The sequence below is a fragment of the Microcystis aeruginosa LEGE 91341 genome (genome assembly GCF_015206885.1).
Lineage (GTDB): Bacteria > Cyanobacteriota > Cyanobacteriia > Cyanobacteriales > Microcystaceae > Microcystis > Microcystis aeruginosa_H.
Map to the genome: position 1 here is coordinate 1 of NZ_JADEXY010000074.1, position 20,984 is coordinate 20,984.

Annotated in this window: 16 protein-coding genes; 5 read left to right on the forward strand and 11 right to left on the reverse strand. The window is 42.0% G+C overall.

Features of this window, described 5'->3' with window-relative positions:
* The first annotated feature begins 173 nt into the window (after positions 1-173).
* Complete coding sequence (locus tag IQ234_RS12550) at positions 174-944, forward strand: FkbM family methyltransferase (RefSeq protein WP_193957338.1); 771 nt, start codon at positions 174-176, stop codon at positions 942-944.
* 28 nt (positions 945-972) lie between these two features.
* Here IQ234_RS12550 and IQ234_RS12555 read toward each other — a convergent pair whose 3' ends face one another.
* From IQ234_RS12555 to IQ234_RS12585, 7 genes are all read right to left on the reverse strand, one after another.
* Positions 973-2,058: a glycosyltransferase family 4 protein gene (locus tag IQ234_RS12555; RefSeq protein ID WP_193957339.1), complete on the reverse strand. Its 1,086-nt coding sequence runs from the start codon at positions 2,056-2,058 to the stop codon at positions 973-975.
* 249 nt (positions 2,059-2,307) lie between these two features.
* Positions 2,308-3,018: a response regulator transcription factor gene (locus tag IQ234_RS12560; protein WP_002770008.1), complete on the reverse strand. Its 711-nt coding sequence runs from the start codon at positions 3,016-3,018 to the stop codon at positions 2,308-2,310.
* A 262-nt stretch (positions 3,019-3,280) separates the two neighbouring features.
* The gene (locus tag IQ234_RS12565) at positions 3,281-4,630 is read right to left on the reverse strand and encodes an ABC transporter substrate-binding protein (protein ID WP_193957340.1); all 1,350 of its coding nucleotides are present in this window, start codon (positions 4,628-4,630) and stop codon (positions 3,281-3,283) included.
* A gap of 11 nt (positions 4,631-4,641) precedes the next feature.
* Positions 4,642-5,361 carry a PspA/IM30 family protein gene (locus IQ234_RS12570; RefSeq protein ID WP_193957341.1) on the reverse strand — a complete coding sequence of 240 codons (720 nt, stop codon included), beginning with the start codon at positions 5,359-5,361 and terminating at the stop codon, positions 4,642-4,644.
* Between the two features lie 107 nt (positions 5,362-5,468).
* Positions 5,469-8,078 carry an ABC transporter substrate-binding protein gene (locus tag IQ234_RS12575; RefSeq protein ID WP_193957342.1) on the reverse strand — a complete coding sequence of 870 codons (2,610 nt, stop codon included), beginning with the start codon at positions 8,076-8,078 and terminating at the stop codon, positions 5,469-5,471.
* Positions 8,079-8,110: 32 nt separating this feature from the next.
* Positions 8,111-9,490: a DUF1822 family protein gene (locus IQ234_RS12580; RefSeq protein ID WP_228008506.1), complete on the reverse strand. Its 1,380-nt coding sequence runs from the start codon at positions 9,488-9,490 to the stop codon at positions 8,111-8,113.
* A gap of 1 nt (position 9,491) precedes the next feature.
* On the reverse strand, positions 9,492-10,640 hold the full coding sequence (locus tag IQ234_RS12585) for a sigma factor-like helix-turn-helix DNA-binding protein (protein ID WP_193957343.1): 1,149 nt from the start codon (positions 10,638-10,640) through the stop codon (positions 9,492-9,494).
* A 244-nt stretch (positions 10,641-10,884) separates the two neighbouring features.
* Here IQ234_RS12585 and IQ234_RS12590 point away from each other — a divergent pair, with 244 nt between their 5' ends.
* From IQ234_RS12590 to IQ234_RS12600, 3 genes are all read left to right on the forward strand, one after another.
* A complete protein-coding gene (locus IQ234_RS12590; protein ID WP_110579373.1) occupies positions 10,885-11,979 on the forward strand; it encodes a fatty acid desaturase family protein in 1,095 nt (364 codons plus the stop codon).
* A 275-nt stretch (positions 11,980-12,254) separates the two neighbouring features.
* The gene (gene pgsA / locus IQ234_RS12595; RefSeq protein WP_193957344.1) at positions 12,255-12,809 is read left to right on the forward strand and encodes a CDP-diacylglycerol--glycerol-3-phosphate 3-phosphatidyltransferase; all 555 of its coding nucleotides are present in this window, start codon (positions 12,255-12,257) and stop codon (positions 12,807-12,809) included.
* Positions 12,810-13,213: 404 nt separating this feature from the next.
* A complete protein-coding gene (locus IQ234_RS12600; protein ID WP_193957345.1) occupies positions 13,214-14,176 on the forward strand; it encodes a calcium-binding protein in 963 nt (320 codons plus the stop codon).
* Positions 14,177-14,372: 196 nt separating this feature from the next.
* Here IQ234_RS12600 and IQ234_RS12605 read toward each other — a convergent pair whose 3' ends face one another.
* The 4 genes from IQ234_RS12605 to IQ234_RS12620 all read right to left on the reverse strand — a co-directional run bounded on the left by IQ234_RS12605 (position 14,373) and on the right by IQ234_RS12620 (position 20,088).
* The gene (locus IQ234_RS12605) at positions 14,373-16,625 is read right to left on the reverse strand and encodes a PBP1A family penicillin-binding protein (protein ID WP_193957346.1); all 2,253 of its coding nucleotides are present in this window, start codon (positions 16,623-16,625) and stop codon (positions 14,373-14,375) included.
* Positions 16,626-16,731: 106 nt separating this feature from the next.
* Positions 16,732-17,256: an acetolactate synthase small subunit gene (gene ilvN, locus IQ234_RS12610; RefSeq protein ID WP_045360298.1), complete on the reverse strand. Its 525-nt coding sequence runs from the start codon at positions 17,254-17,256 to the stop codon at positions 16,732-16,734.
* A 161-nt stretch (positions 17,257-17,417) separates the two neighbouring features.
* Positions 17,418-19,037: an ABC transporter substrate-binding protein gene (locus IQ234_RS12615; protein ID WP_193957347.1), complete on the reverse strand. Its 1,620-nt coding sequence runs from the start codon at positions 19,035-19,037 to the stop codon at positions 17,418-17,420.
* 511 nt (positions 19,038-19,548) lie between these two features.
* Complete coding sequence (locus IQ234_RS12620; RefSeq protein WP_193957348.1) at positions 19,549-20,088, reverse strand: pentapeptide repeat-containing protein; 540 nt, start codon at positions 20,086-20,088, stop codon at positions 19,549-19,551.
* Positions 20,089-20,157: 69 nt separating this feature from the next.
* Between IQ234_RS12620 and IQ234_RS12625 the strand changes: the two genes are divergently transcribed.
* Positions 20,158-20,775 carry a DedA family protein gene (locus IQ234_RS12625; protein ID WP_185238719.1) on the forward strand — a complete coding sequence of 206 codons (618 nt, stop codon included), beginning with the start codon at positions 20,158-20,160 and terminating at the stop codon, positions 20,773-20,775.
* The last annotated feature ends 209 nt before the right edge of the window (positions 20,776-20,984 follow it).

A 20,984-nucleotide genomic window follows, 5' to 3' on the forward strand; every position in this document is an offset into this window, starting at 1 on the left:
AGTTATCAGTTATCAGTTATCAGTTATCAGCTTTTGAAGGCAACAGGCAAGAGGCAAAAGACAGAATCTGACAATTCTCCTGCCTAAAAAGAAGGCTTATTACCTCATTCTTGACGGGGAGCGATTCATGGTGTTAATATAATTTTGTCCAAGATTACAAATATACATCAACGGTGATAGCAAAAAAAATTACTTTTTCTAATGGATTGGAATGTTACTACAGTAGTAGCAAAGAGGAAACAGAATACATTTTTTCGGAAATATTTACTGAAAGGCAATATGAAGGCCATGATATCGTCATCAAAGAAGGCGATGTGATCTTTGATGTTGGAGCTAATATCGGTCTATTCTCTATTTTTGTCAAGGGAGTTGAACCAACAGCAAAAGTTTTCGCCTTTGAGCCAATCAAGCCAACTTTTGATGTTTTGCAAAAAAATATTCATTTGCATTCTTTAGAGGATGTTGTTTTATTTAACTGTGGATTAAGTTCAGAGAATAACCCAGCAAAAATCTTTACTTTTTATCCTAATATGTCTGCTAATTCAACCACAAAGCCAGAGGATACCTTGGCTGAATTAGAAGATATTAAAGTCGATCAGAATTCCCCAAAAATAGAAAATTTGTTTGAAGACTTTTTCCAAGAAAAAGAACAAGTAGCCTGTGAAGTAAGAACTCTATCCTCCGTAATTAATGAACTCGGTATTGACTCCATTGATTTATTGAAAATTGATGTGGAAGGAGAAGAATACGAAGTATTTCAAGGCATCGAAGCTAAAGACTGGTCAAAAATCAAGCAAATAGTGGCTGAAATTCACGATAAAAAGGGACGTTTAAAGCAAATAAGCCAAATGCTGGCAGATAATGGCTTCAAAGTTCAACTAGAAAAAAGAGAATTACTACCTTTGACATTCGTGGATATTTTTCATTTATACGCTGTGCGTTAGTGGTTGAACTTTTATTCTCAAAGTTAATCTATTTTTCCAGAAAATTGGTTAATAACTGACTGAAACGTTGGGCAATAATCGGCGCATCAAATTCTGAAACTTTCGCTCTACCTGCCTTCCCTAAGGAATAAGCTTTTTCTGGATTGAGAAGCACTTCTGCTAATTTACTAGCTAAATCTTCGGCATCTAAGGGATTGGCTAATAGACCTTGTACACCATCTTCAATCAACTCCGGTGTCGAGGAAGAACGACTGGCAACAATCGGTTTATAACTGGCCATAGCTTCAGCAAAAACTATACCAAATCCTTCTTGCAGACTAGGTAAACAAAAAACTTGACAATCAAGATATTCTTGGATCAGTTCTTGATAGGAAAGATAGCCGAGAAAAGTAACATTTTGCTCTAAATTGAGTTCTTGTGCTAGACGGCGTAAATTATTCCATTCAGGACCTTTGCTGGCAATTCGTACCTCCACATCAGGTATTTGACGGCGGAGAATTGCGGCGGCGCGGATCAAAGTGGCAACATTTTTGCGGGGATACTGGACTCCGACACAAAACACCGTCGGCCTCCTCTGCTCGCCGTTTTTTTCCTCATGCTTGACTGAGGCGACCGCTGCATCCCAACCTTTGAGATCAATTAGAGAGTGAACAATTTCGATATTGCCATCATACTGATAAAGTTGCTTGAGTCTAGTACGCGAATACTCACTGATAGAGACGACCAGATCGGCACGATGGACGCTCACTTTCTCGGCTTTTGCCATCAATTCTAAGGAAGTTCGCACCCAACCCCGCTCAAAGGTAGCTTCATCGGCAATAATACCAAGAATATAAACAATAAAAGGGACTTTCAGGCGATCGCTGATGGCGTAACCATCCATATCGTAACCCACCACCACATCATAGTGGTCAAAGCGACGGGGATCGAGTCGCCAATTCCAAAGAAAGCGATGCGCCATATAGCCTAACAGACCGGATGCTTTGGTTGGAGAGAAGACATCAACGATATGACCCTGGGAGCGCAACTCGTTAGTCAGATGGATATTGGTGACGAAGGTACCACTTCCGAGCTTGACATTTTGGGGAGTTGCTGTGATGATTGCTATCTTCATTTTTTGTCAAAGTTTATGGCAGCGGTTGGATGATGACGGGAAAATCAGAACAAATAGGGTTTGCTGAAAAAGTTTTTCCGGGGGGTAGGGTGTGGGGTGTGGGGTGTGGGGAGGGGAAATTATGAATTATGAATTATGAATTATGAAGTGGGGAGAGGGGAAATGGGGAGAATAAATAAAAGCCATCTCCTATCTCCTGAATACTGCCGACCGACTCCTAACCCCACCAACAAACTTTTTCAGCAGACCCTAGATAATGTCATCTTCAAATTTATAACCGACACCGACTACAGTTTTGATAAAGATCGGATTAGCAGGATCGGGTTCTACTTTTTTGCGTAAGCGTCGGATATGGGTATCTACTACCCTTTCATCGCCAAAAAAATCATTTCCCCAGAGATTATCGATTAATTGGGTGCGACTCCAGACGCGATTGGGATAACTGACAAAGGTAGCTAATAAATTAAATTCTAAGGTGGTTAAATCGAGGGTTTCCTCTGGCATTCCCTCCAATTTACGAAGAGCAGAATGTTGATCTAAGTCGATAATAAAATGACGGCTGCGATGGAGTTGCTGGGGTTGACTATCGTGTCTTAAACTACGTCTTAATAAGGCTCTTACGCGAGCGGTTAATTCCCGGGGACTAAAGGGTTTGACCATGTAATCATCGGCTCCCGTAGATAGGCCGATAATGCGATCAATTTCTTCTCCCCTAGCGGTTAACATTAAAATATAGGGGTCTTTTGTCCCGGGTTTTTGGCGAATTCTAGCACACAATTCTAGTCCGTCTAATTCGGGTAACATTAAATCTAAAATCACTAAGTCTGGTTGCTTTTGATAAAATAGTTCTAGTCCTACCCTACCATTATAAGCCAGATGACAATTAAATGATTCCCGCTCTAAAGTTTGCTGAATCAAATGGGCGATTTCAATTTCATCCTCGATAATAACGATATCCATAAGTAAGTAGTTATAATTTAATTGAAGATAGATTTTGCCTTTGATCCCCCCTGCCCCCCTTAATAAGGGGGGTGCGGATGCCCCCTGCTCCCCTTAATAAGGGGGAATCTGACAATTTTTAAAACCTACCTACTTAGGCATATTTTAACATATTAGCTATTCATTTCTTACTCAAGCTTGAACATTGAAATAATTGTAATTTTTGATCATTTTTTGGGGGGAGAGTTGGCAACTCTCCCGACTTTGGTGGACTAGGGACTTTTCAAGGTAAAGGGACAAACTGCTCACCAGAGGGAGTAGATCGCACTTGAATTAAGACCGGCTGACCAATGCGATCGCCAGTATTAGGATCAAAGCTAATTTTTCCGGTGGCCCCTGTTTGATGAAAATTGCCGGAGCGCAGCCTGGATTGTAGGCCCTGACGTTGAGGATTTTCCCTTAAACCAGCAATAATCACCCGTGTAGCGTCAAAACTGGTGGCTGTGCGCCAACTAACTGGACCGCGCCACTGTTCCTGCATAAGATTGGCAAAAGTCTGGTTAACCGAGGGGTGCCAGGGTGCGGCAAGGGTTAAACCTTGGGCGTTTTTGCCGCCATCTTCGAGGGTGCGAATATTGTAGAGGGTGGGACTACTAAACAGAGGCAAACGCTGACGATTGGAGCGAATAACCTCAAAAACGGGATCGAGACGATCAACATGAGCGACGACAAATAGGCCGTTAGCACCCCCAGAAATCGCCTGATTAAGGGCTTGATCGGCCTTAAAATTGGGGACACTCAGATCACAGACAATCGGCACAATTTGACCGCCTTTTTTCGCCACATTAGCCATCAACTCATCTTTAAAGGAAACATTATCGGGAGCTTGAGAATCGTAGCAAAAAGCAATTTTCTGGACTTTAGCAGTATTTACTATGTAATTTGCTAATTTTTCCGTAATTTTGCCGTTAGAAGCCACCAGACGAAAGATATAATTTCCCGCACCGGAGAGATTATTAGCCAGGGAGGTGGGAGAAATCATCACCAAACCGCCTTTTTCGTAGATAGGAGCGGCGGCTAAACTGGCATCGGAGGCATTATGACCGATAACGGCGATAATATCGGGATTTTTGACTAATTCCCTGGCTACCTCTTTCGATATCTGCGGCTGATTATCGTCATTAACCACGATAACCATCAGTTTTCTGCCGTTGATCCCTCCCTGTTGATTGATCTGGGTTTGTGCGCTGGCGACTCCTCGCAATATTTCTTGAGCGACGTTGGGATTAGTTGTCGCCGGCACAACAACGGCGATTTTAAAGGGATTTGCGCCAGTTTGCAGGTTGCTGAGATAAATTACGCTTTCGGGATCGTTGGGATGTTGAGCGAGGGATTTTTGCAGAAGTTGCTCTGCTTCTTGGTGATTACCTTGAGCAATAGCAGCGATCGCTGATTCTTTGGTGGTGTTAGAATTAGTTTTGATCAGGAGATGATTGCCGTAACTCATGCGGGGATTATTATCGGCTTTTGGGGCAAATATTGCCGAGATTTGGGGAAAAAGAAACCAACCGATCAACCCCAGTAAAACATAGAAAATTGGCGGTAAGCTCGCTTTTTTGCCAGTCTTTGTCATTGCTTTACTCCTTAACTTTCCTGATTGAATTCAGCTAAACGGCGGTTAATTTCGTCATCAAGGCTTAAGAAATCGATTTCTTGAGCTAATTTCTCGCTATAGTTCTCGCTTAATTCACTATAGGCGTTTTCTTTTCGATAACGGTCGTTAATCGCTTCATTGGCATCCTCAAAGCGATCGCGGGAGGTATTGAGGTTGAGACTACTGTCAAATTCGTTTATTTTACCTAAAGCCTCATTCATGGAACTAATCGCTTTTAAGTTGCTCATTTCTAACTTATAATGCTCGATTTTTTCCTGCTCTTTACGAAGTTTTTCCTTAGCAGCAATGACCACTTTTTCCGCATTATCGACCCGATCTTTCATGGCGGGTAGAATTTTTTCTAGGGAGATAACCTTAACCATAGCAAGTCTTGCCGCTTCTTGAAGGCCTTTTTTTTGAGCGGTGACAGCCTGCTGCAAGTAGTTTGTGTGTTCCTGTTTTTTTGCCTCGTATTGTGCTTGAGCCGATTGCTGGGCCGATACTACTTTCGCCACCGATTCTGTCAATTCCGCTAGGGATTTTTGCATCGATTCTAGGGATTCTCTGGCCGATTCTACGGCAATTTTGCCGCCGGATTCGATGGGAATACCCCACAACCAATTCCAGATCGCAACGAGAGAATTGCCTGCCTTATCACCGATCAGCCAAAAAATCAAGGCTTTTGGGGTTAATTTTTTTAACAATTTCATGCCGTTTGTCTCCTAGAGGTGTTACCTGTTAATTAGGAGTGATGGCCAACTTTAATGCAGTGGATAAGGTTAAGTTTTGTAAAAAGTCTTGACAAGGATAGGGAGGTTTAGACTGGACCGGCAGATTTAATGGGAGCGAGGGGGACAAATTGACCATTTTTGACCTGTAGAATCAAGTAGCGGCGATCATCAGGATTATTATTCATGTTGCGGACACCATTCTCATCGAATCTAACGGTGCCAGTCATTCCTTCGATAGAAAAATCGTTTCTTAAAACTTGATTTAATGATTCTCGATCGAATTTTTGTCCTGGTTGGGATAACTGTCGCAAAGCATTGAGGATAACTTTAGTCGCATCGTAGGACATGGGAGTGCGCCAAACGTTGATCTTATTTTGCCAAAAACTGTGGATATAATTATCTTGTGTGAGATCATACCAAGGCACAGCGATAACTAAATTTTCTACCCCCTGTTTACCTTCTGCAAGGGTGAGATAACTTTGAAAGGTGGGGGAACCTAAAGTTATTAAGTTTAACTGTTCTGCAGGACGTTGCTTAAAGATATTAGCGGCTCTTTTGAGATCGTTAATATAGGGAGCAATCATCAGGATATTTACTTCATATTGAGCAATTTTTTGATAAATTTCCTGTTCATCTAAATTAATTTTGGGTTCGATATTGCAGTCAAAATATCCATCTTTAACAAGTTTTTGCAAGCTCTGACCTCGGAGAATGTTTTTATATTTTTCAGCGAAGTTATAATTATCCCCAGAGCGATTATCATAACAAATTAAATTAGTGGGGTTTTGGATAATTAGCTTCTCAGTTTGTTCGCGGATATATTCGCTTAAGCTTGTGGCAAAAGTTTCCAGATCGGGAACCATTTTATATATATAGCCATTGCCAGAGATTTTCTGGGAAAAGCTCGTAGGGGATATGGCAACAATTTTCCCTTGTACATATATATCTTTGGCCGCTTCACTAGCAGCAGAAGCATTATGACCAACCACTGCTAAGATTGACGGATCTTTAACAAATTTTTTGGCTCGATCTTCGGCATCTACGGCGCTATTATTATCATTAGCGACCACTACCTGTAGAAAGTGAAACTCGGGGTTTTTGGCCTGTTCATCGTTTAACTCTTGTTGGAATAAAGCAATACCTCGTAAAATTTCCTGAGCAGTTTCTGGATTATTACCAAGAGGAACACTGGTGGAAATTTTTAAGGGATTTCTGTCTTGATAGGCCGCACGAGCGTTATTATAATAGATGCGAATCTCTGGATTATTGGGCAAGCGATCAAGGGATTTTTTAAAAAGCTGAATTGCTTGTTTATATTCTTGGTTTTTAAAAGCTTGTCTTCCCCGTTCAATAATGTTATCTTGTCGGTTTGTCTTTAATAATATTTCTTCACCCAAGCTGATTTCTGGGTATTTACTAGCATCATCAGAAAATACTCCTCCCCAATATAAAACTGATAAAGTTACCAGAAGACTTAAAATAAATAACAGAGCTTGTTTCCAGCGACTAGATAGACGTAAAGGCCAACTTTGCTCATCATGATTTTGGTGATTTTCCTCCATATTTTCAGGGGTTAAAGGTAAAATTAACGGTGGTTCTTCCGGATTTTCTATCAAACGAGGCAGCAAAGAAGAACTAGCAGCATCCACCTCAAATTCATGTAATCTTAATTCTTGTCGAGCGATTGTTAAGGATTCTTGTAGGGATTTATGTTCAAGAAAATTGGGAAGAAAAACTTCTAGAAATCTCAAAGCAACCCGCACGGCGATGGGTTCTTTCATAACAATAATATGCGGTACTCCGATCTTAGCCAACTGACGACCAATACCTAACCCATCGCAGGAATTACAGATAACAAGTTTTAAGCCTTTTTTAACAGCTATTTCTAGGGAATTTCTTAAATTATGTTCGGGAGATAAAGCCGTATTATTATCAATGATAAAAACTCCATCGTGACCGTCACTACTAGTTTGACTATGACCTAAATAAACTACAATATCCCATTGATTTTTGATCAACTCATTGTGAATATTTATGGTTGAAAGAGGAATTTCTGAACTAGGACTTAAGATTTGCATAGAAATCTTATCTGGGTTTCCTAGTACCGTTTGCAAACTGGATAAACACAGGTAAGTATGCTCGTTTTCGATGTCAATATTACCCAAAATTACTAAAACCTTAATCGGAGAAGTAAGGTTAATTACTGGGGGATTTCTCTGAATAGTAAGAGCAATTTCCACATCAGGGAACCATTCGTGTAAAAAATTCCAACACTCCCAGGGAATTTGTTGTAGATCAAAGTGGGTAGTTTGGATAAAAAATCTTACTTCTGACTCAGTACCTATATGGAACAAGATACGATTTTGTATCGAACTCAGATAACTAGAATTTAGCCATGTATTTAAGCTATCTCTTAAAGTTTGAGTAGCTTGTCTCAGTTTGTCCCTAGGATCACCCACCGCTGCATTGGTGATCATACTATGAGGAACGGTAATTCCTAAACTGGGTTGACTTTTTACCCAATGATAATAAGCTCGACGATAATTTTGCAAAGCGTCGGCAATGTCAAGGTTAGGGACTAATTTACCCTCGGCAAAAGGTGCTATCAAGTGATAATTGTCACGAATTTCTAGAGTGACAGAAAATCCTGTTTCAAAATTTCCCTCCCCAATTTTCAGAATCACAACTCTGCTCATGTCTCTACCCTTGACATTTTCTGCTATCTCTATTAAATCCTAAACTGTTCAGTAATGCTACTGTCCCCTAAACTTAGGTTAACATTAAAGCGATCGTCGGCATCAGCTAGAAAATAAAGTTGCAGATAGCTATCTAAGGTTTTCTCCCTTGCTATTGCCTCTAAACTGGGGATTAATTGGCCTATTTCATCGCTAATTTGTAAAGATAAACCGGGGGGTAGCTTGGCAAAATTGTCCATGGCATAGGCACGAATTAAGACAGCAATTCTCTGGTCACTGGTCGATAAAACTCCCACCATTAAAGCGATTTTATAACCCATTAACTGACTACCCACATCGAGCATTTTACGGATAGCAGCATTGGGATAATGAGGATCGATATTCCAGAGATATTCGGCCGCTTGCCAGCGAATAGTTTCATCTTGGGTTTGATGTTGTAGTTTTGCTAAAGCTTCCTCTGGGGTTAAATGTTCCGAAAAATCCACCTCTTTTTGACTAGCATACAGTTGTCTAATTTCTCGCTGAATATCTGCCGGAGATTCTCGGCTGCTGATTTTTTCAGCAGCCAACAAAAAACCCGGATTAATTGGACGATAACTGTCGAGATTGTTGAGGATTTCCTGCCATTTCTCTGTCATAATTCCCTGCAACCATTGACTAAGTTTAGTGGTGATTATTTCTAGACGCTGCTGATAAATTTGTTCTCGCCATTGTTGATTATTCAACAAAGCTAACCACTGCTGAAAACTAATATCTAATCTCGGAGAATAGGGTGAAACTTGACCTAACTTTTTAATTAAATTTTCTGCTGTTGCTGGCGATAAATTTGCTAAAGATTCCAGCTTTCCTTTTTCACTCTCTCCCTCTAAACAACTCTGCCAAAGAATATCTAAATCATCAATCATTTGCTCACTGTCCAAATAATATTGATGGTAAATTGGATCGTATTCTGCGAGATTTTTAACATCTTTTCTGGATATAAAACCCCAGATATTGAGGAATTTTTTTGCTAAATCGACCTGCACCGCTAGATAAAAATCGGCCGCTAAATCGGGAATATCAACCCATTCTTGCTCTATTGTCAATCCCTCAATGTCAATCGCTTGACTGGGAATAGTAGTAACTTTTTTGTCTTTAATCTGCCAAATAAACCCGTTAATAAACTCCCAAAGATACTGATGGTTTTTAGGTGTTATTTGAAGGGAACAATCAAGATTATCTTTCAGCCAATTGCTTAAGCATATTTGGACTAAGTAATTAATCAAGGCCTGATTTTTTGCGGTTTGATTAGAATATTGACCGAGAATCGATCGAGCTTGTTTAATCTCTGTTTCCGAAAAAGTTAGCCAAAGGGATTTCGGGTTAATTTGTTGCAAAATATCGAGGTTGACTTTCATGGTATCTCCTAACATATTAGTTTTGAGTTAAGTAGGACTGACAAAAATATTCTAGATAAGCATCGATCTCTTGTTTTTGCCGAGATTGTAATTTAATCTCATTTAACAACTTAGGACAATCTTTGCCTTCCCTTGCACAGAGTAGCTGATAAATTCTTTTACATAATTGGGTTATTTCTCGACTAATAGTAGATGAATGAACTCCCAATCGATTAGCGATCTGTGTTTGCGTCATCTTTTGATGATAGTAATAATATACAATCTGTTTAACTTCATCCTCAAGAGTGATTAATAACTTATTAATATTTTCCCAGATTTCTTGCTGTTGTAGTAAGTCTTGACTTGGCCTCTTGCTGGGGAGATTTTCCCAAAAGTAATTGCTATCATGGTCATAATTAGTTGGCTCAAATTTAGAGTAAGGAGGATCGATATGATTACGCATTATCTCCCCTATTTGATTGAGTTTTGCTTGCACTTCCCCCACGGTGAGAATAACTTGCGGTTGTAACTGATGCAAGCGATCGATTACCTGTTGCCAATCCTCCTCTTGCCAGTTATCTAATGATCTAAGAGAAGCTTTTTTTACCTCTCGAAAACAGTTAAATATTAGCAGATGATTCTCGGTAAAGATACCCGATGCTCGTAAAACTTTTTGAATTTTATTCGCACTAAAAAGACTGACTATACCGAGATTAGTCCTGCCAATAGTTTTATACTCTCCTCGCAGGAAATTATAGAGAGTATTTCTCAATTTTTTATCTGTCCATTTTTCTAAGATTAAGCGAAAAAATCTCGGTTTGGTCTTTTTATCCTGAAAGTTACCGTAAAAATTGCTAGGATTATTAATAATTGCCGTGGCAAGCAAATTCAGCAAATAGTAGAATAGGGTGTCATAATCAGCATCGATCCGATGGCCAACATTTTGATAGACCCTTTGCGTTACTATACAGGAGCGATATTGTAAAAAAAACATCCAATGAGACTTGACTAATTGGTTATTAGGATCATTCTGTAACCATTGCCACAGATCAAGATACACCGCTTCGTCATTTGCTACGCTTCCAGCGATCGCATTGATCGATCTTTTTAATTGTGGCACTTCGCACCAGAAAACTCGATCGCCTTCAATCGCTTTAATAGTAGTATAAAAGTACCTAACGCTCATCTCTATCACCGGCTACAGGTATCTACTATCTGATTAGGTAAAAACCGAGGATTTTCTGCAAGAGTAGCAAATCAATTGAGCGATTCCCTTGCCAAGCGCACCTCTTTCTCTGACAATAGATGAGAGACTGATGAGAAACTATCAGTTATAGTGAGACAGCCTTAGCAAACCAGTAAAAGACTCATAAATTCACTCTGAGCTGCCACAAATTGCCGTCATACCAACTTCTAGGACAAAAATAGGAATGCGAGTAACCTTTACCGAAAATCAGGGTTTTAGAAAGGAATTGAATAAACGAGTTGATGCTTATTTTACCGAAAACGGCATCCCCACCAGAGATAATTTGGCCATGTACCTGAAGACGATCACGATTTTAACTTGGGTAATTGCCGCTTGGCTATTTGTACTTTTTGGTCCGGATATCTGGTGGCTAAAAATTATCGGTTGCATGGTTTTAGGAGGGGGATTAGCAGGGATTGGTTTTAGCATTGGTCATGATGCCAACCATGGCGGCTATTCTAGTAAAAAATGGGTTAATTCTCTCATTGGCATGACCTACGATTATATCATCGGTACTTCCAGTTATCTCTGGCGTTTTCGTCATAACTATCTCCATCATACCTACACCAATGTTTTAGGGTATGATGTGGAAATTCACGGCGATGGTATCGTGCGAATGACTCCCCATGCCGAGCATAAATGGTATCATCGTTATCAACATTTATTTATCCCGATTCTCTACGCTATAATTCCTATCTATTGGTCATTCTCCGATGTGCGCTCCATCCTCTTTCGTCATCGTTTTGGCGAGATTAAAATCCCCAATCCTAAACCGATCGATCTATTCGTTTTACTAAGCGGAAAAGTTGTTTATCTCTTTTGGTTTATTGGCATTCCTCTCTTAGTTGGTTATAGTCTCCTAGAAATAGCGATCGGTTTTCTCATTGTTTTTATGACCTATGGAGTGCTTGCCTGTCATGTATTTATGTTAGCTCACGTTTTGGAACCCGCCGAATTTATTCAACCCTCGGCAGCTAACCAAATCGAAGACGAATGGGCAATTTTTCAAGTGCGAACTACCGTAGATTTTGCTCCTAAAAATATCTTTTTAAATTGGTATTTAGGGGGATTAAATTATCAAGTAGTTCACCATCTTTTTCCGCAAATTTGTCATATTCATTACCCCAAAATCGCCCCAATTTTAGCGGAAGTTTGCCAAGAATTTGGCGTTAATTATGCCGTTTATCCCACCTTCTGGGGTGCTTTAGCTTATAATTATCGTTGGCTCAGACAATTAGGCAATAAACAAAGTAATTTCGATCTCAAATTAGCCAGCTAAAATCAGTTATCAGTTATCAGTTATCAGTTATCAGATGTGAGTTTTCAGTTTTTAGTTATCAGTGAATAGAAGTGAATAGATAGTAAGTACCTAAGCAAAATTAATTACACATATCTAACCCCGCTCTTGCCTCTTGCCTATCTTCACTAGGAAATTTATTTTGCACGACTACTTATTAAGCGACAAGCTCAGAGCTGCCTTTTGACTGATCACTGATAACTGATTACTGATAACTGATTACTGATAACTGATCACTGATTACTGATCACTGAAAAATGAACCTACCCAACTCGATTACCCTATCACGACTCTTGGGACTGCCATTAATTTTATACTGGTTGCATCAAGGCACAGAAATCGATCGCTGGTTAAGTTTAATTATCTTTCTGATTGCTGCCAGCACCGATTGGCTCGATGGTTATTTAGCGCGAAAATTGAATCAAATCACCGAATTAGGCAAATTTCTCGACCCTTTAGTCGATAAATTGCTGGTTCTCGCTCCTCTTTTAGCTCTCATTGAAATGGATTTAATTGCTGCTTGGGGAGTATTTTTAATTCTCGCTCGGGAATTAGCGATCGCTGGTTGGCGGATTAATCCCAATTTAACAGGAAATAGCGACATAAAAGGGGCTAATTGGTGGGGAAAAAGCAAAACAGTCAGCCAAATTGTCGCGATCGCTCTCTTGATTGCCCCCTTGCCTTCTGAATATAACTTAATTGCTCAGGTGGCTTTTTGGCTATCGGTAGCATTAACTTTAATTTCTGGTGTGATTTATGTCACAACTGGCCAAAAATTAACACACAATCGCTCACAACTTGACCAGATATAAAACAACGCACACTAGCAATAATTGAGGAAACAAACCTAAAAAATAACGATAACCTAATCGGCGATGATGGAGACGACATCCTAAAAATAGTTATAGGGCAAACTATACCCTCTCTCAGGAACTTTAGTACAAATGCGCAAACTCCCGCTCCGCCTCTTCTGGACTCCCATGTAGTCTTAACGAGTAATTTAAATAGTCAACATCTTATGACAGCATTTTGCACCGTCTTCCGATGCGGCCGAATACGGCATAGTTAAATTTAGCCTAGCAGATGCTTGTCGTGAGCAATAATCCAGGAAACAAGCCCCCAAAAAAATAGTTGCATTTTTTTTCCCGGTATATAATAATCGGGAGGAAGATTGTCAAACTCTTCAGATTCAAACAAATCATTCAAAGGAAAAACTATGGCCCTTGTTACTATAAACTTCTCTGGCGCTACCACTGGTGTTTCTTTCACTGCTGGTGGGACAGTTGCCGCTTTCCTGAACGCCAATCCTACTCTCCCCATTTCTGTGTCGGCAACAGTTGCCGCCGATAATCTCACTTCCGTGGGCCTTTTAAGTGCCGGCGGCAATACAGTTTGGAGAATAGAAAACTTCGGCTCTGCTGATAGCGCAACTCTTGTGAAGGTCGGTGGAGGCTTTTCTACGTCCCTTTCCGTGCCAGCAAATAGCTTTACCTTTGTTAGAGGTGGGTCTGCCGGCACTTATATACTAACAACCAGCGCTGGTAGTTTCACGAAAGCGTCCGGTCCGCAAATAAATACCATCCAAACACTCGCCCTCGCCGATTCCTATAACATTACAGGTAGTAACTTCAACGACACCCTATTCGGCGGACAAAATGCCGATACCCTCATCGGGGGCCTAGGCGATGACCACCTAAACGGTCAACAGCAAAACGATTTCATAGATGGTGGGGCTGGAAACGATAGCCTCATCGGTGGCGGTCAAAACGATACCCTCATCGGTGGCGCGGGTAACGATACCCTATTCGGTGGTGCTCAAAACGATACCCTAACTGGTGGTGCTGGTGCTGACCGTTTTGCTTACGATAATACCAATCAGGGCGTTGACACCATCACCGATTTTAGCACCGCTCAAGTTGATCTTATCCAAATCTCCGCCTCAGGCACCGGTTTCTCCGGTAGCGGACTGGTTGCCGGTCTTTTGCCCGGTACGCAATTCTTTTCTAGTGCCACGGCGGGACCTGGCAGTGGTGATGCCAACACCAGATTTATCTACAATACTACCAATGGTAACTTATGGTTTGACCGAGATGGTACTGGTGCCACTGCTTCGGTTCAACTCGCAACCCTTACTGGTGCGCCGGCAGCCTTCGACCACTCCTATATTATCATTGTCTAATCTATCCCTGTCCATCCACTGCGGTGGGTAGGGCAGTTGTGGATTTTTGGGGGAAAACTAAGCTACCAGAAATAATCTCTGTGGGTGTGTTAGCTAAAGCTAGGACACCCTTATTGCTTTAATGGTGGGGTGGGAAGTCTCTGGTTTTAGGGAACTCTGGAACAGGCAACGGGAACAGTAGCTAGTCCTATTGGGGTTAATTTTGTGTAGTGATTAACTGACGGTGATAATCGCCCCATAACTTGGCTGCCTGTTGACTACTGCCGGAAGTGGGGGAATTGTTATCATTCCCTAACCAAATGCCCGTCACCCAGTCGCGACGGGGAAGATAACCGATAAACCAGAGGTCCACATAATTATTAGTAGTTCCCGTTTTACCCGCTTCTCCCATGCCAATACTGGCAGCGCCGCCTGTACCATTAGTTATCACCCCCCGCAATAGGCTATTCATCGTTTCGGCGGTTTTAGGGGAGATTACCTGCTGATTTCTCTCGTTATCCTCGCCATAGTCATAAATAACCCGACAGGTACTCAAATCCTCCACATTTTCACAGTCGGAAGCGTCGAGAATGCGTTTAATGGCGTGGGGACGATTCCAGCGCCCGCCATGGTCAAAAACCCCATAAGCGCCGGTCATTTCTAAGACATTTACCTCGCTTTGTCCTAAAATTAGCCCCGGTACAGCATTTAAAGGTGATTTTACCCCCAAACGTTCCGCCACATTGACCACATTACTTAATCCTGCCTCGCGAGCAATGCGAAGGGCGACGCTATTTTCCGATCGCGCTAAACCTTGAAACATATTGATGGCCCCGCTACTGCGTTCACAGGGAGAATAGGCCTGTCCTTGCCAAGAGAGTCCCGCGCAGGTATAGGTTTTATAGGGCGATATTCCCTTTTCTAGGGCGGCAGCATAAGCAAATACCTTAAAAGTGGAACCGGGTTGACGTTTAGCTTGGATAGCGCGGTTAAATTGGCTTTTTTGATAATCAACTCCCCCAACTAAAGCGAGAATTTCCCCGGTTTGACTGTTTAGGGTAACTAAAGCACCTTGGGAGTATCGATAGCGGGGGCCTTGGTTTAAGACATTATTTTTTAAGCTTTTTTCTGCGATCGCTTGCAGCCGGCGGTCTAAACTGGTTTCAACGATAAAATTACCCTCTTTGGCCACTTCTTCCCCTAAAAGGTCTTGTAATTCCTCGAAAACGTAACTATAAAAATATGGTGCAATCGTACTAGATAGGGATTTTTTGGCCTGGGGACTGATTTCAATGCGGGATCTGCGAGCGCTGGCGGCCTCTTCTGGGGAAATCATGCCTAATTGGGCCATGCGATCGATGACAAGATTGCGCTTTTCTACGGAAGTGTCGTAATCTCGAATGGGATTAAATAGATTCGGGGCGGGTAACATAGCCACAAGGGTGGCAGCCTCGGAGATATCTAAATCTCTAGCGGATTTATCGAAATAAAAGCGGGCTGCGTCTTCAAAACCGTAACCGGCCAAACCGAGATAAACTCGATTGAGATAGGTTTTGAGAATTGTATCCTTACTATAGACCGCTTCTAATTGTAAAGCGACCACAGCCTCCCGGAGTTTGCGATCGGCAGTATTTTGGCGACCGACTTCTGGGAATAAACTACGCGCTAACTGTTGAGTTAGGGTACTGGCCCCTTGACGAATGCCTTGACCTTGCCAATTAATCATAACAGCCCGGACAATCCCCAAAGGATCAACGCCAAAATGCCAGTAAAAACGACTATCTTCGGAAGCGACAACCGCCTTGGGCAAATAGGGAGAAAAATCGCCCAGATTATCTAATTCTTGGTGAGTTTCCTGTCGTCTAGGATTGAGGGGAGTTTGACCATCCCTAGGATAAACCACCACCGGACCGCTCACCCCGGAAGGGAGCGGATAAACATTAACTCTGCGACTTTCCCAGATAATCCCTAGAACTAATAAACCGAAAATACCCCCCGCACCATAGAAACCATAGCGCAAAAGTCGCGCCCACAGGGGAGGGGGACAGTAATAGGAGATGGTGACACAATTGGCTAAGTCTGGGGGGGCCAGGGTAAAAGTATCCCCATGACGCAGGGAAACGCTTTTCAGACGACGTTTACCCATATAAACCCCGTTGGTGGAGTTTTCATCTGTGAGCAGGAAATTATGGGGATTTTTCGGGTCCCGCTGCAGGGAACAATGAATCTGACTCACTACGGTATTACGGATAGTAATATCACAGGAACTGGAACTACGACCTAACAAATAGCGATCGCCAATGAGGGGATATTTGCTTTCCCCGCTGCCATTCTCGTTTTTAAGGCGTAATTCAGGAACTCTTGCCCCTTTTTTGAGATTTACCGCCTGAAAATTCACCTTTCCTTGCAATTTCTGCACGGCAACGGTGACAAGTTGACTAATTTGGGTTTTCGGCGACTGGTTAGACATAGTTTTGATCAGTTATCAGCTTCTGAAGGCAATAGGGGAAGCGGGGAAGTGGGGAATTTTAACTAAAACCCTAACACCCTAACACCCCAATTCATCCCCAATATGCCTAAATTGCCATTTTAGCCTCTAAAGCTTTCAGGTATTCCGTATTGACTCCCGACTCGCGAATCAGAGCAATTTTACCGGTACGGGCCACCTCGCGAACGCCAAATTTATTCAGCATTTGCATAATCGCCACCATTTTACCCGGATCCCCCACCACTTCGATGGTCAGGGTTTCCTCGGAAATATCCACAATCCGCGCTCGGAATACCTGCGCTAATTCGATCACTTCCGCTCGGCGATCGGCGGTAGCATTAACTTTAATCAGCATTAATTCCCTTTCCACACAGGGGGTTTGGGTGATATCCTGCACCTTGAGGACGTTAATTAATTTGTAAAGTTGTTTGGTTAACTGTTCGATGCTGTCCTCGTCTCCTGGCACTACCATCGTAATGCGAGAAACTCCCATTTGTTCGGCAGGACCGACGGCTAGACTTTCAATATTAAAGCCGCGACGGGCAAATAATCCAGCAATACGGGTTAAGACTCCCGCTTCATCTTCAACTAATACGGATAATGTGTGTTTCATGGCGCTCTATCTACACAACCTATATTTAACTATTGTAAGACAGAAGGCAAGGCCAGAACCGCTTGTTTTCGCCTCACGACGACCAGAAATTTTAACAGATAAAATACCCCTAGCAGCAGGGCGAGCCGGGGAGCAAAAGCTGACGGCTAACTCATGATTAATTATCGGGATTTTTTGGCAATTGTCCAAAAGGGAAAAGTTTGACTGGGATTAATGATAACTCCCGTGATGCCATTGCGAGCAAAAGCATATTCTTTGGTTTGCCAAAGGGGAATATAGGGAACTTCATCGGCGAGAATTTCCTGAATTTTGCCAAAAATTTGCTTTCTTTTAGCTGGGTTACTTTCCCGACGGGATTGGGCGATTAATTGATTCATTTCTTGACTATAAAAAAATGAGCCTTGACTTTGGGATCCTCCCTCTTCGCAGCCAGTTTCTGGGGAACCTTTAGCACAATCCAAAAAGGGATAAATATAGTTATCTGCATCCAAAAAATCGGGATACCAATTAGATAGAGCAGTGGTATAAAGTCCCCGGCTAATATTACGGAAAAAGGCCGCTCCTAGAATACTATTGGGTTCAAATTGAATCATATTATCTAAATCCCGTTTTGCTAAAGCTTTCATCACTGCTGCCACGCTGCTGGAAGTGATCGATCCCGAGGAGTGCCAAACTTCTACAATTGCGGGTTTTTCTGCACTATAACCGGCGGTTTTTAGTAATTGTTTGGCTTGTTCTATATTATGGTTGCCATAGCGCTCTTTAAACACCGGTTGTGACTCGGAAAAAGTAGTGGGAATGAGACTAAAAAGAGGGATGCCTTGACCTTGTAAAATGCGATCATTAAGTAAATCTCGATCGACTAGAGAAGCAATTGCTTGTCGCACTAAAATATTATCGGTGGGTTCACTTTTGAGATTGACGCTCATAAAGTTAATTGCTGCCCCAGAAGATTCGATCGCTTGCCATTTTCCCTGGGCTGCTTCTGTGCGTAATTTTCTCACTTGAGGAGGCAGTAAAGATTGATAGGCAATATCCACCGCTCCCGTCTGAAAACCGTTAAATAAATTGGCAGGATTCGAGAGATAAATTTGCACATTAACTCCCTTATTTTTGGCTGGTTCTCCCCAATAGCGATCGAAGGCTTCTAAACTAAAAGAATCGCTAGTAACTGCTTTTAATCGATAATGTCCTGTGCCGATAAATTCTTCGGGTTTGAATTTACCCTCGCCAATTTGATAAAATTTGGGTGAAACCGCACAGGCTCCGGGATAAGCTAAAAGAGCGGGAAAAGCGGCAAAAGGTCTGGTTAATTTAATAGTAATTTCGTCTTCTTTGCTGGCGGTGATTTTATCAATTGTATCCCGGAGAAGAAAGGAAGGTTCGCCACCATTTTTGATAAATCTTTCTAGGGAAAACTTCATCGCCTCTGCGTTAAAAACCGTGCCATCATGAAAGATAACTCCTCGACGTACTGGGATAGTATAAGTCAAACCATCGGGGCTAATTTGGGGCAATTCCGTGGCAAGGAGAGGCTTTAAATTAGTGGTTCCTTCGGCGTAGGTGTAGAGAGTTTCACCGAGATTATAAATAATAAAAAGTCCCGCTAACTCATAACTATCGGCCGGATCGATCGAGCGTGGTTTTAGGGTTGTCCCAATTATCAGGCGATCGCTATCCCCCCGGGGTAAATTGGAATTAGTGGACTGACAGCCCACAGTCAGAAGAAGACAGAGGCAAAATAAACTTAAATAGCGGTAAAGTAGGCGTAAAGGTTTCATCGAGGGCGATTAACGGCAGCTAGGTATCAATCAATCCTATCATTTTTGTGCATAATCTTTCCTTCTAGGTTCCCTTAAGGAACTAGGTTGATTGCCTAATTGGTTGGGGAAAATTCTTCAATAACTGTACTGATTACCCAGACAATTAAATTAAATTTTCCAGTCGAGGATGGCAAAAACTTGATCAATTTGGCCAAGAGGAAGACCCTGGGCAGCAAAGGGGTTAAATGGTTCAGAATAGCTGGAGCTATGGAGGCCGATAAACAGGGAAATGGGTCAGATTTTTCAATCTAGAGCAGGTTCCAGCAACTAATTAGAAACTCATCTTCTTTTATAAACCTCTTGCATAATTAATTTTTCAGAGTTCAAAAACGGTATAAATGGCATAAAGTTTATAAATAGACCATTTAACTGATTATTATTCATTCTTAATTCTCCTGACTACTGGCTACTGACTCCTAACCCTAACAAGAATTTTTGATTTTTACAAGAGGTCTTATCTATCAGCCATTTAGGTTAATCCTGTCCCTTCTAAACAAGCTCGATCGAAAATTGCCCCCGTGGTTACTGCCGAGGCTAAACTAGCACAAAGAAGATTGGCATCAGTAAAATTTGTTCCGCGTAAAATCGCCCCGAAAAAAATTGCTTCCTCTAAATCGGTAGCTGACAGATCTGCTCCGGACAGATTAGCGCTAGTAAAATCCGCTTGGGTTAAAATCGCCCCGACAAAACTCACTCCCCGGCCATCGACACCGCGAAAATCCGCCCCAGACAAATCTAGATGATTAAAAACCGCCCCGGCTAAAAAAGCACCGGCCAAACTTGCCCCAGTCACGATCGCATCGAGGAGAATTGCCCCGCGTAAATCGGCATTACGAAAATCTGCTCCCCTTAAATTTGCCCCTGTGAGGTCAGCACCGCGTAAATTTGCGCGTAAATTCGCCCCTGCTAGGTCTGCACCCGCTAAATCAGCCCCTGCCAAGTTCATGCCCCCTAAATCTTTTATCTCACCCTGACGAATTGCTAATAAATCAATACTGGGAAAAGTCATGTTCAGCCACGGTTAAATACTGTAAAAATATCTTAGAATATTCGTAAACCTTTGTTAAGAAAGCGCTCCATGTCCCTAGAGCTATTATCCCTAGAAAATATTGAAGAAATCGCCCACCAATACGGATACTGGGCAGTATTTATCGGCATCACCCTCGAAAATATGGGGATTCCCATCCCGGGAGAAACCATCACCATTGTCGGCGGCTTCCTTGCCGGTAGCGGTGATTTAAACTATTGGTTAGTTTTAGTCAGCGCAATTACAGGAGCAGTTTTGGGCGATAATTTTGGCTATTGGCTCGGTCGCGCTGGAGGTTGGCCGTTTTTGCTAAAAGTTGGCAAATTCTTTCGGATTCCGCCTCAAAAACTAGAATTAGCCAAGGATCAATTTAGTAAAAATGCACCCCGGGCGGTCTTTTTCGGTCGTTTCGTGGCTTTGTTAAGAATCTTTGCAGGTCCCATGGCGGGAATTGCCCGAATGCCCTACGGTCGCTTTTTCCTCTGTAATCTCGGTGGGGCGACGGTGTGGGCGACGATTATGGTGACATTATCTTTCTTTTTAGGCCGTTTGTTCCCCTTGCACCAGTTAGTTACTTCTATGGCTCGTTTTGGTATCTTGGCTTTAATTATCGTCCTGGCCTGGACAATTATTCACCCCATCCTTGAGTCACGGAAAAAGGTGGCTTAAGTCCGTCATTTCAGTTATCAGTTATCAGTTATCAGTTATCAGTTATCAGTTATCAGTTATCAGTTATCAGTTATCAGTTATCAGTTATCAGTTATCAGTTATCAGTTATCAGCTTTTGAAGGCAACAGGCAAGAGGCAAAAGACAGAATCTGACAATTCTCCTGCCTAAAAAGAAGGCTTATTACCTCATTCTTGACGGGGAGCGATTC

What these genes read in the sequence shown, in the direction of transcription:
- IQ234_RS12555 (WP_193957339.1), bottom strand. Translation starts at nt 2,058, where the DNA reads ATGAAGATAGCAATCATCACAGCAACTCCCCAAAATGTCAAGCTCGGA.
- IQ234_RS12560 (WP_002770008.1), bottom strand. Translation starts at nt 3,018, where the DNA reads ATGGATATCGTTATTATCGAGGATGAAATTGAAATCGCCCATTTGATT.
- IQ234_RS12565 (WP_193957340.1), bottom strand. Translation starts at nt 4,630, where the DNA reads ATGACAAAGACTGGCAAAAAAGCGAGCTTACCGCCAATTTTCTATGTT.
- IQ234_RS12570 (WP_193957341.1), bottom strand. Translation starts at nt 5,361, where the DNA reads ATGAAATTGTTAAAAAAATTAACCCCAAAAGCCTTGATTTTTTGGCTG.
- IQ234_RS12575 (WP_193957342.1), bottom strand. Translation starts at nt 8,078, where the DNA reads ATGAGCAGAGTTGTGATTCTGAAAATTGGGGAGGGAAATTTTGAAACA.
- IQ234_RS12580 (WP_228008506.1), bottom strand. Translation starts at nt 9,490, where the DNA reads ATGTTAGGAGATACCATGAAAGTCAACCTCGATATTTTGCAACAAATT.
- IQ234_RS12585 (WP_193957343.1), bottom strand. Translation starts at nt 10,640, where the DNA reads ATGAGCGTTAGGTACTTTTATACTACTATTAAAGCGATTGAAGGCGAT.
- IQ234_RS12590 (WP_110579373.1), top strand. Translation starts at nt 10,885, where the DNA reads ATGCGAGTAACCTTTACCGAAAATCAGGGTTTTAGAAAGGAATTGAAT.
- pgsA (WP_193957344.1), top strand. Translation starts at nt 12,255, where the DNA reads ATGAACCTACCCAACTCGATTACCCTATCACGACTCTTGGGACTGCCA.
- IQ234_RS12600 (WP_193957345.1), top strand. Translation starts at nt 13,214, where the DNA reads ATGGCCCTTGTTACTATAAACTTCTCTGGCGCTACCACTGGTGTTTCT.
- IQ234_RS12605 (WP_193957346.1), bottom strand. Translation starts at nt 16,625, where the DNA reads ATGTCTAACCAGTCGCCGAAAACCCAAATTAGTCAACTTGTCACCGTT.
- ilvN (WP_045360298.1), bottom strand. Translation starts at nt 17,256, where the DNA reads ATGAAACACACATTATCCGTATTAGTTGAAGATGAAGCGGGAGTCTTA.
- IQ234_RS12615 (WP_193957347.1), bottom strand. Translation starts at nt 19,037, where the DNA reads ATGAAACCTTTACGCCTACTTTACCGCTATTTAAGTTTATTTTGCCTC.
- IQ234_RS12620 (WP_193957348.1), bottom strand. Translation starts at nt 20,088, where the DNA reads ATGACTTTTCCCAGTATTGATTTATTAGCAATTCGTCAGGGTGAGATA.
- IQ234_RS12625 (WP_185238719.1), top strand. Translation starts at nt 20,158, where the DNA reads ATGTCCCTAGAGCTATTATCCCTAGAAAATATTGAAGAAATCGCCCAC.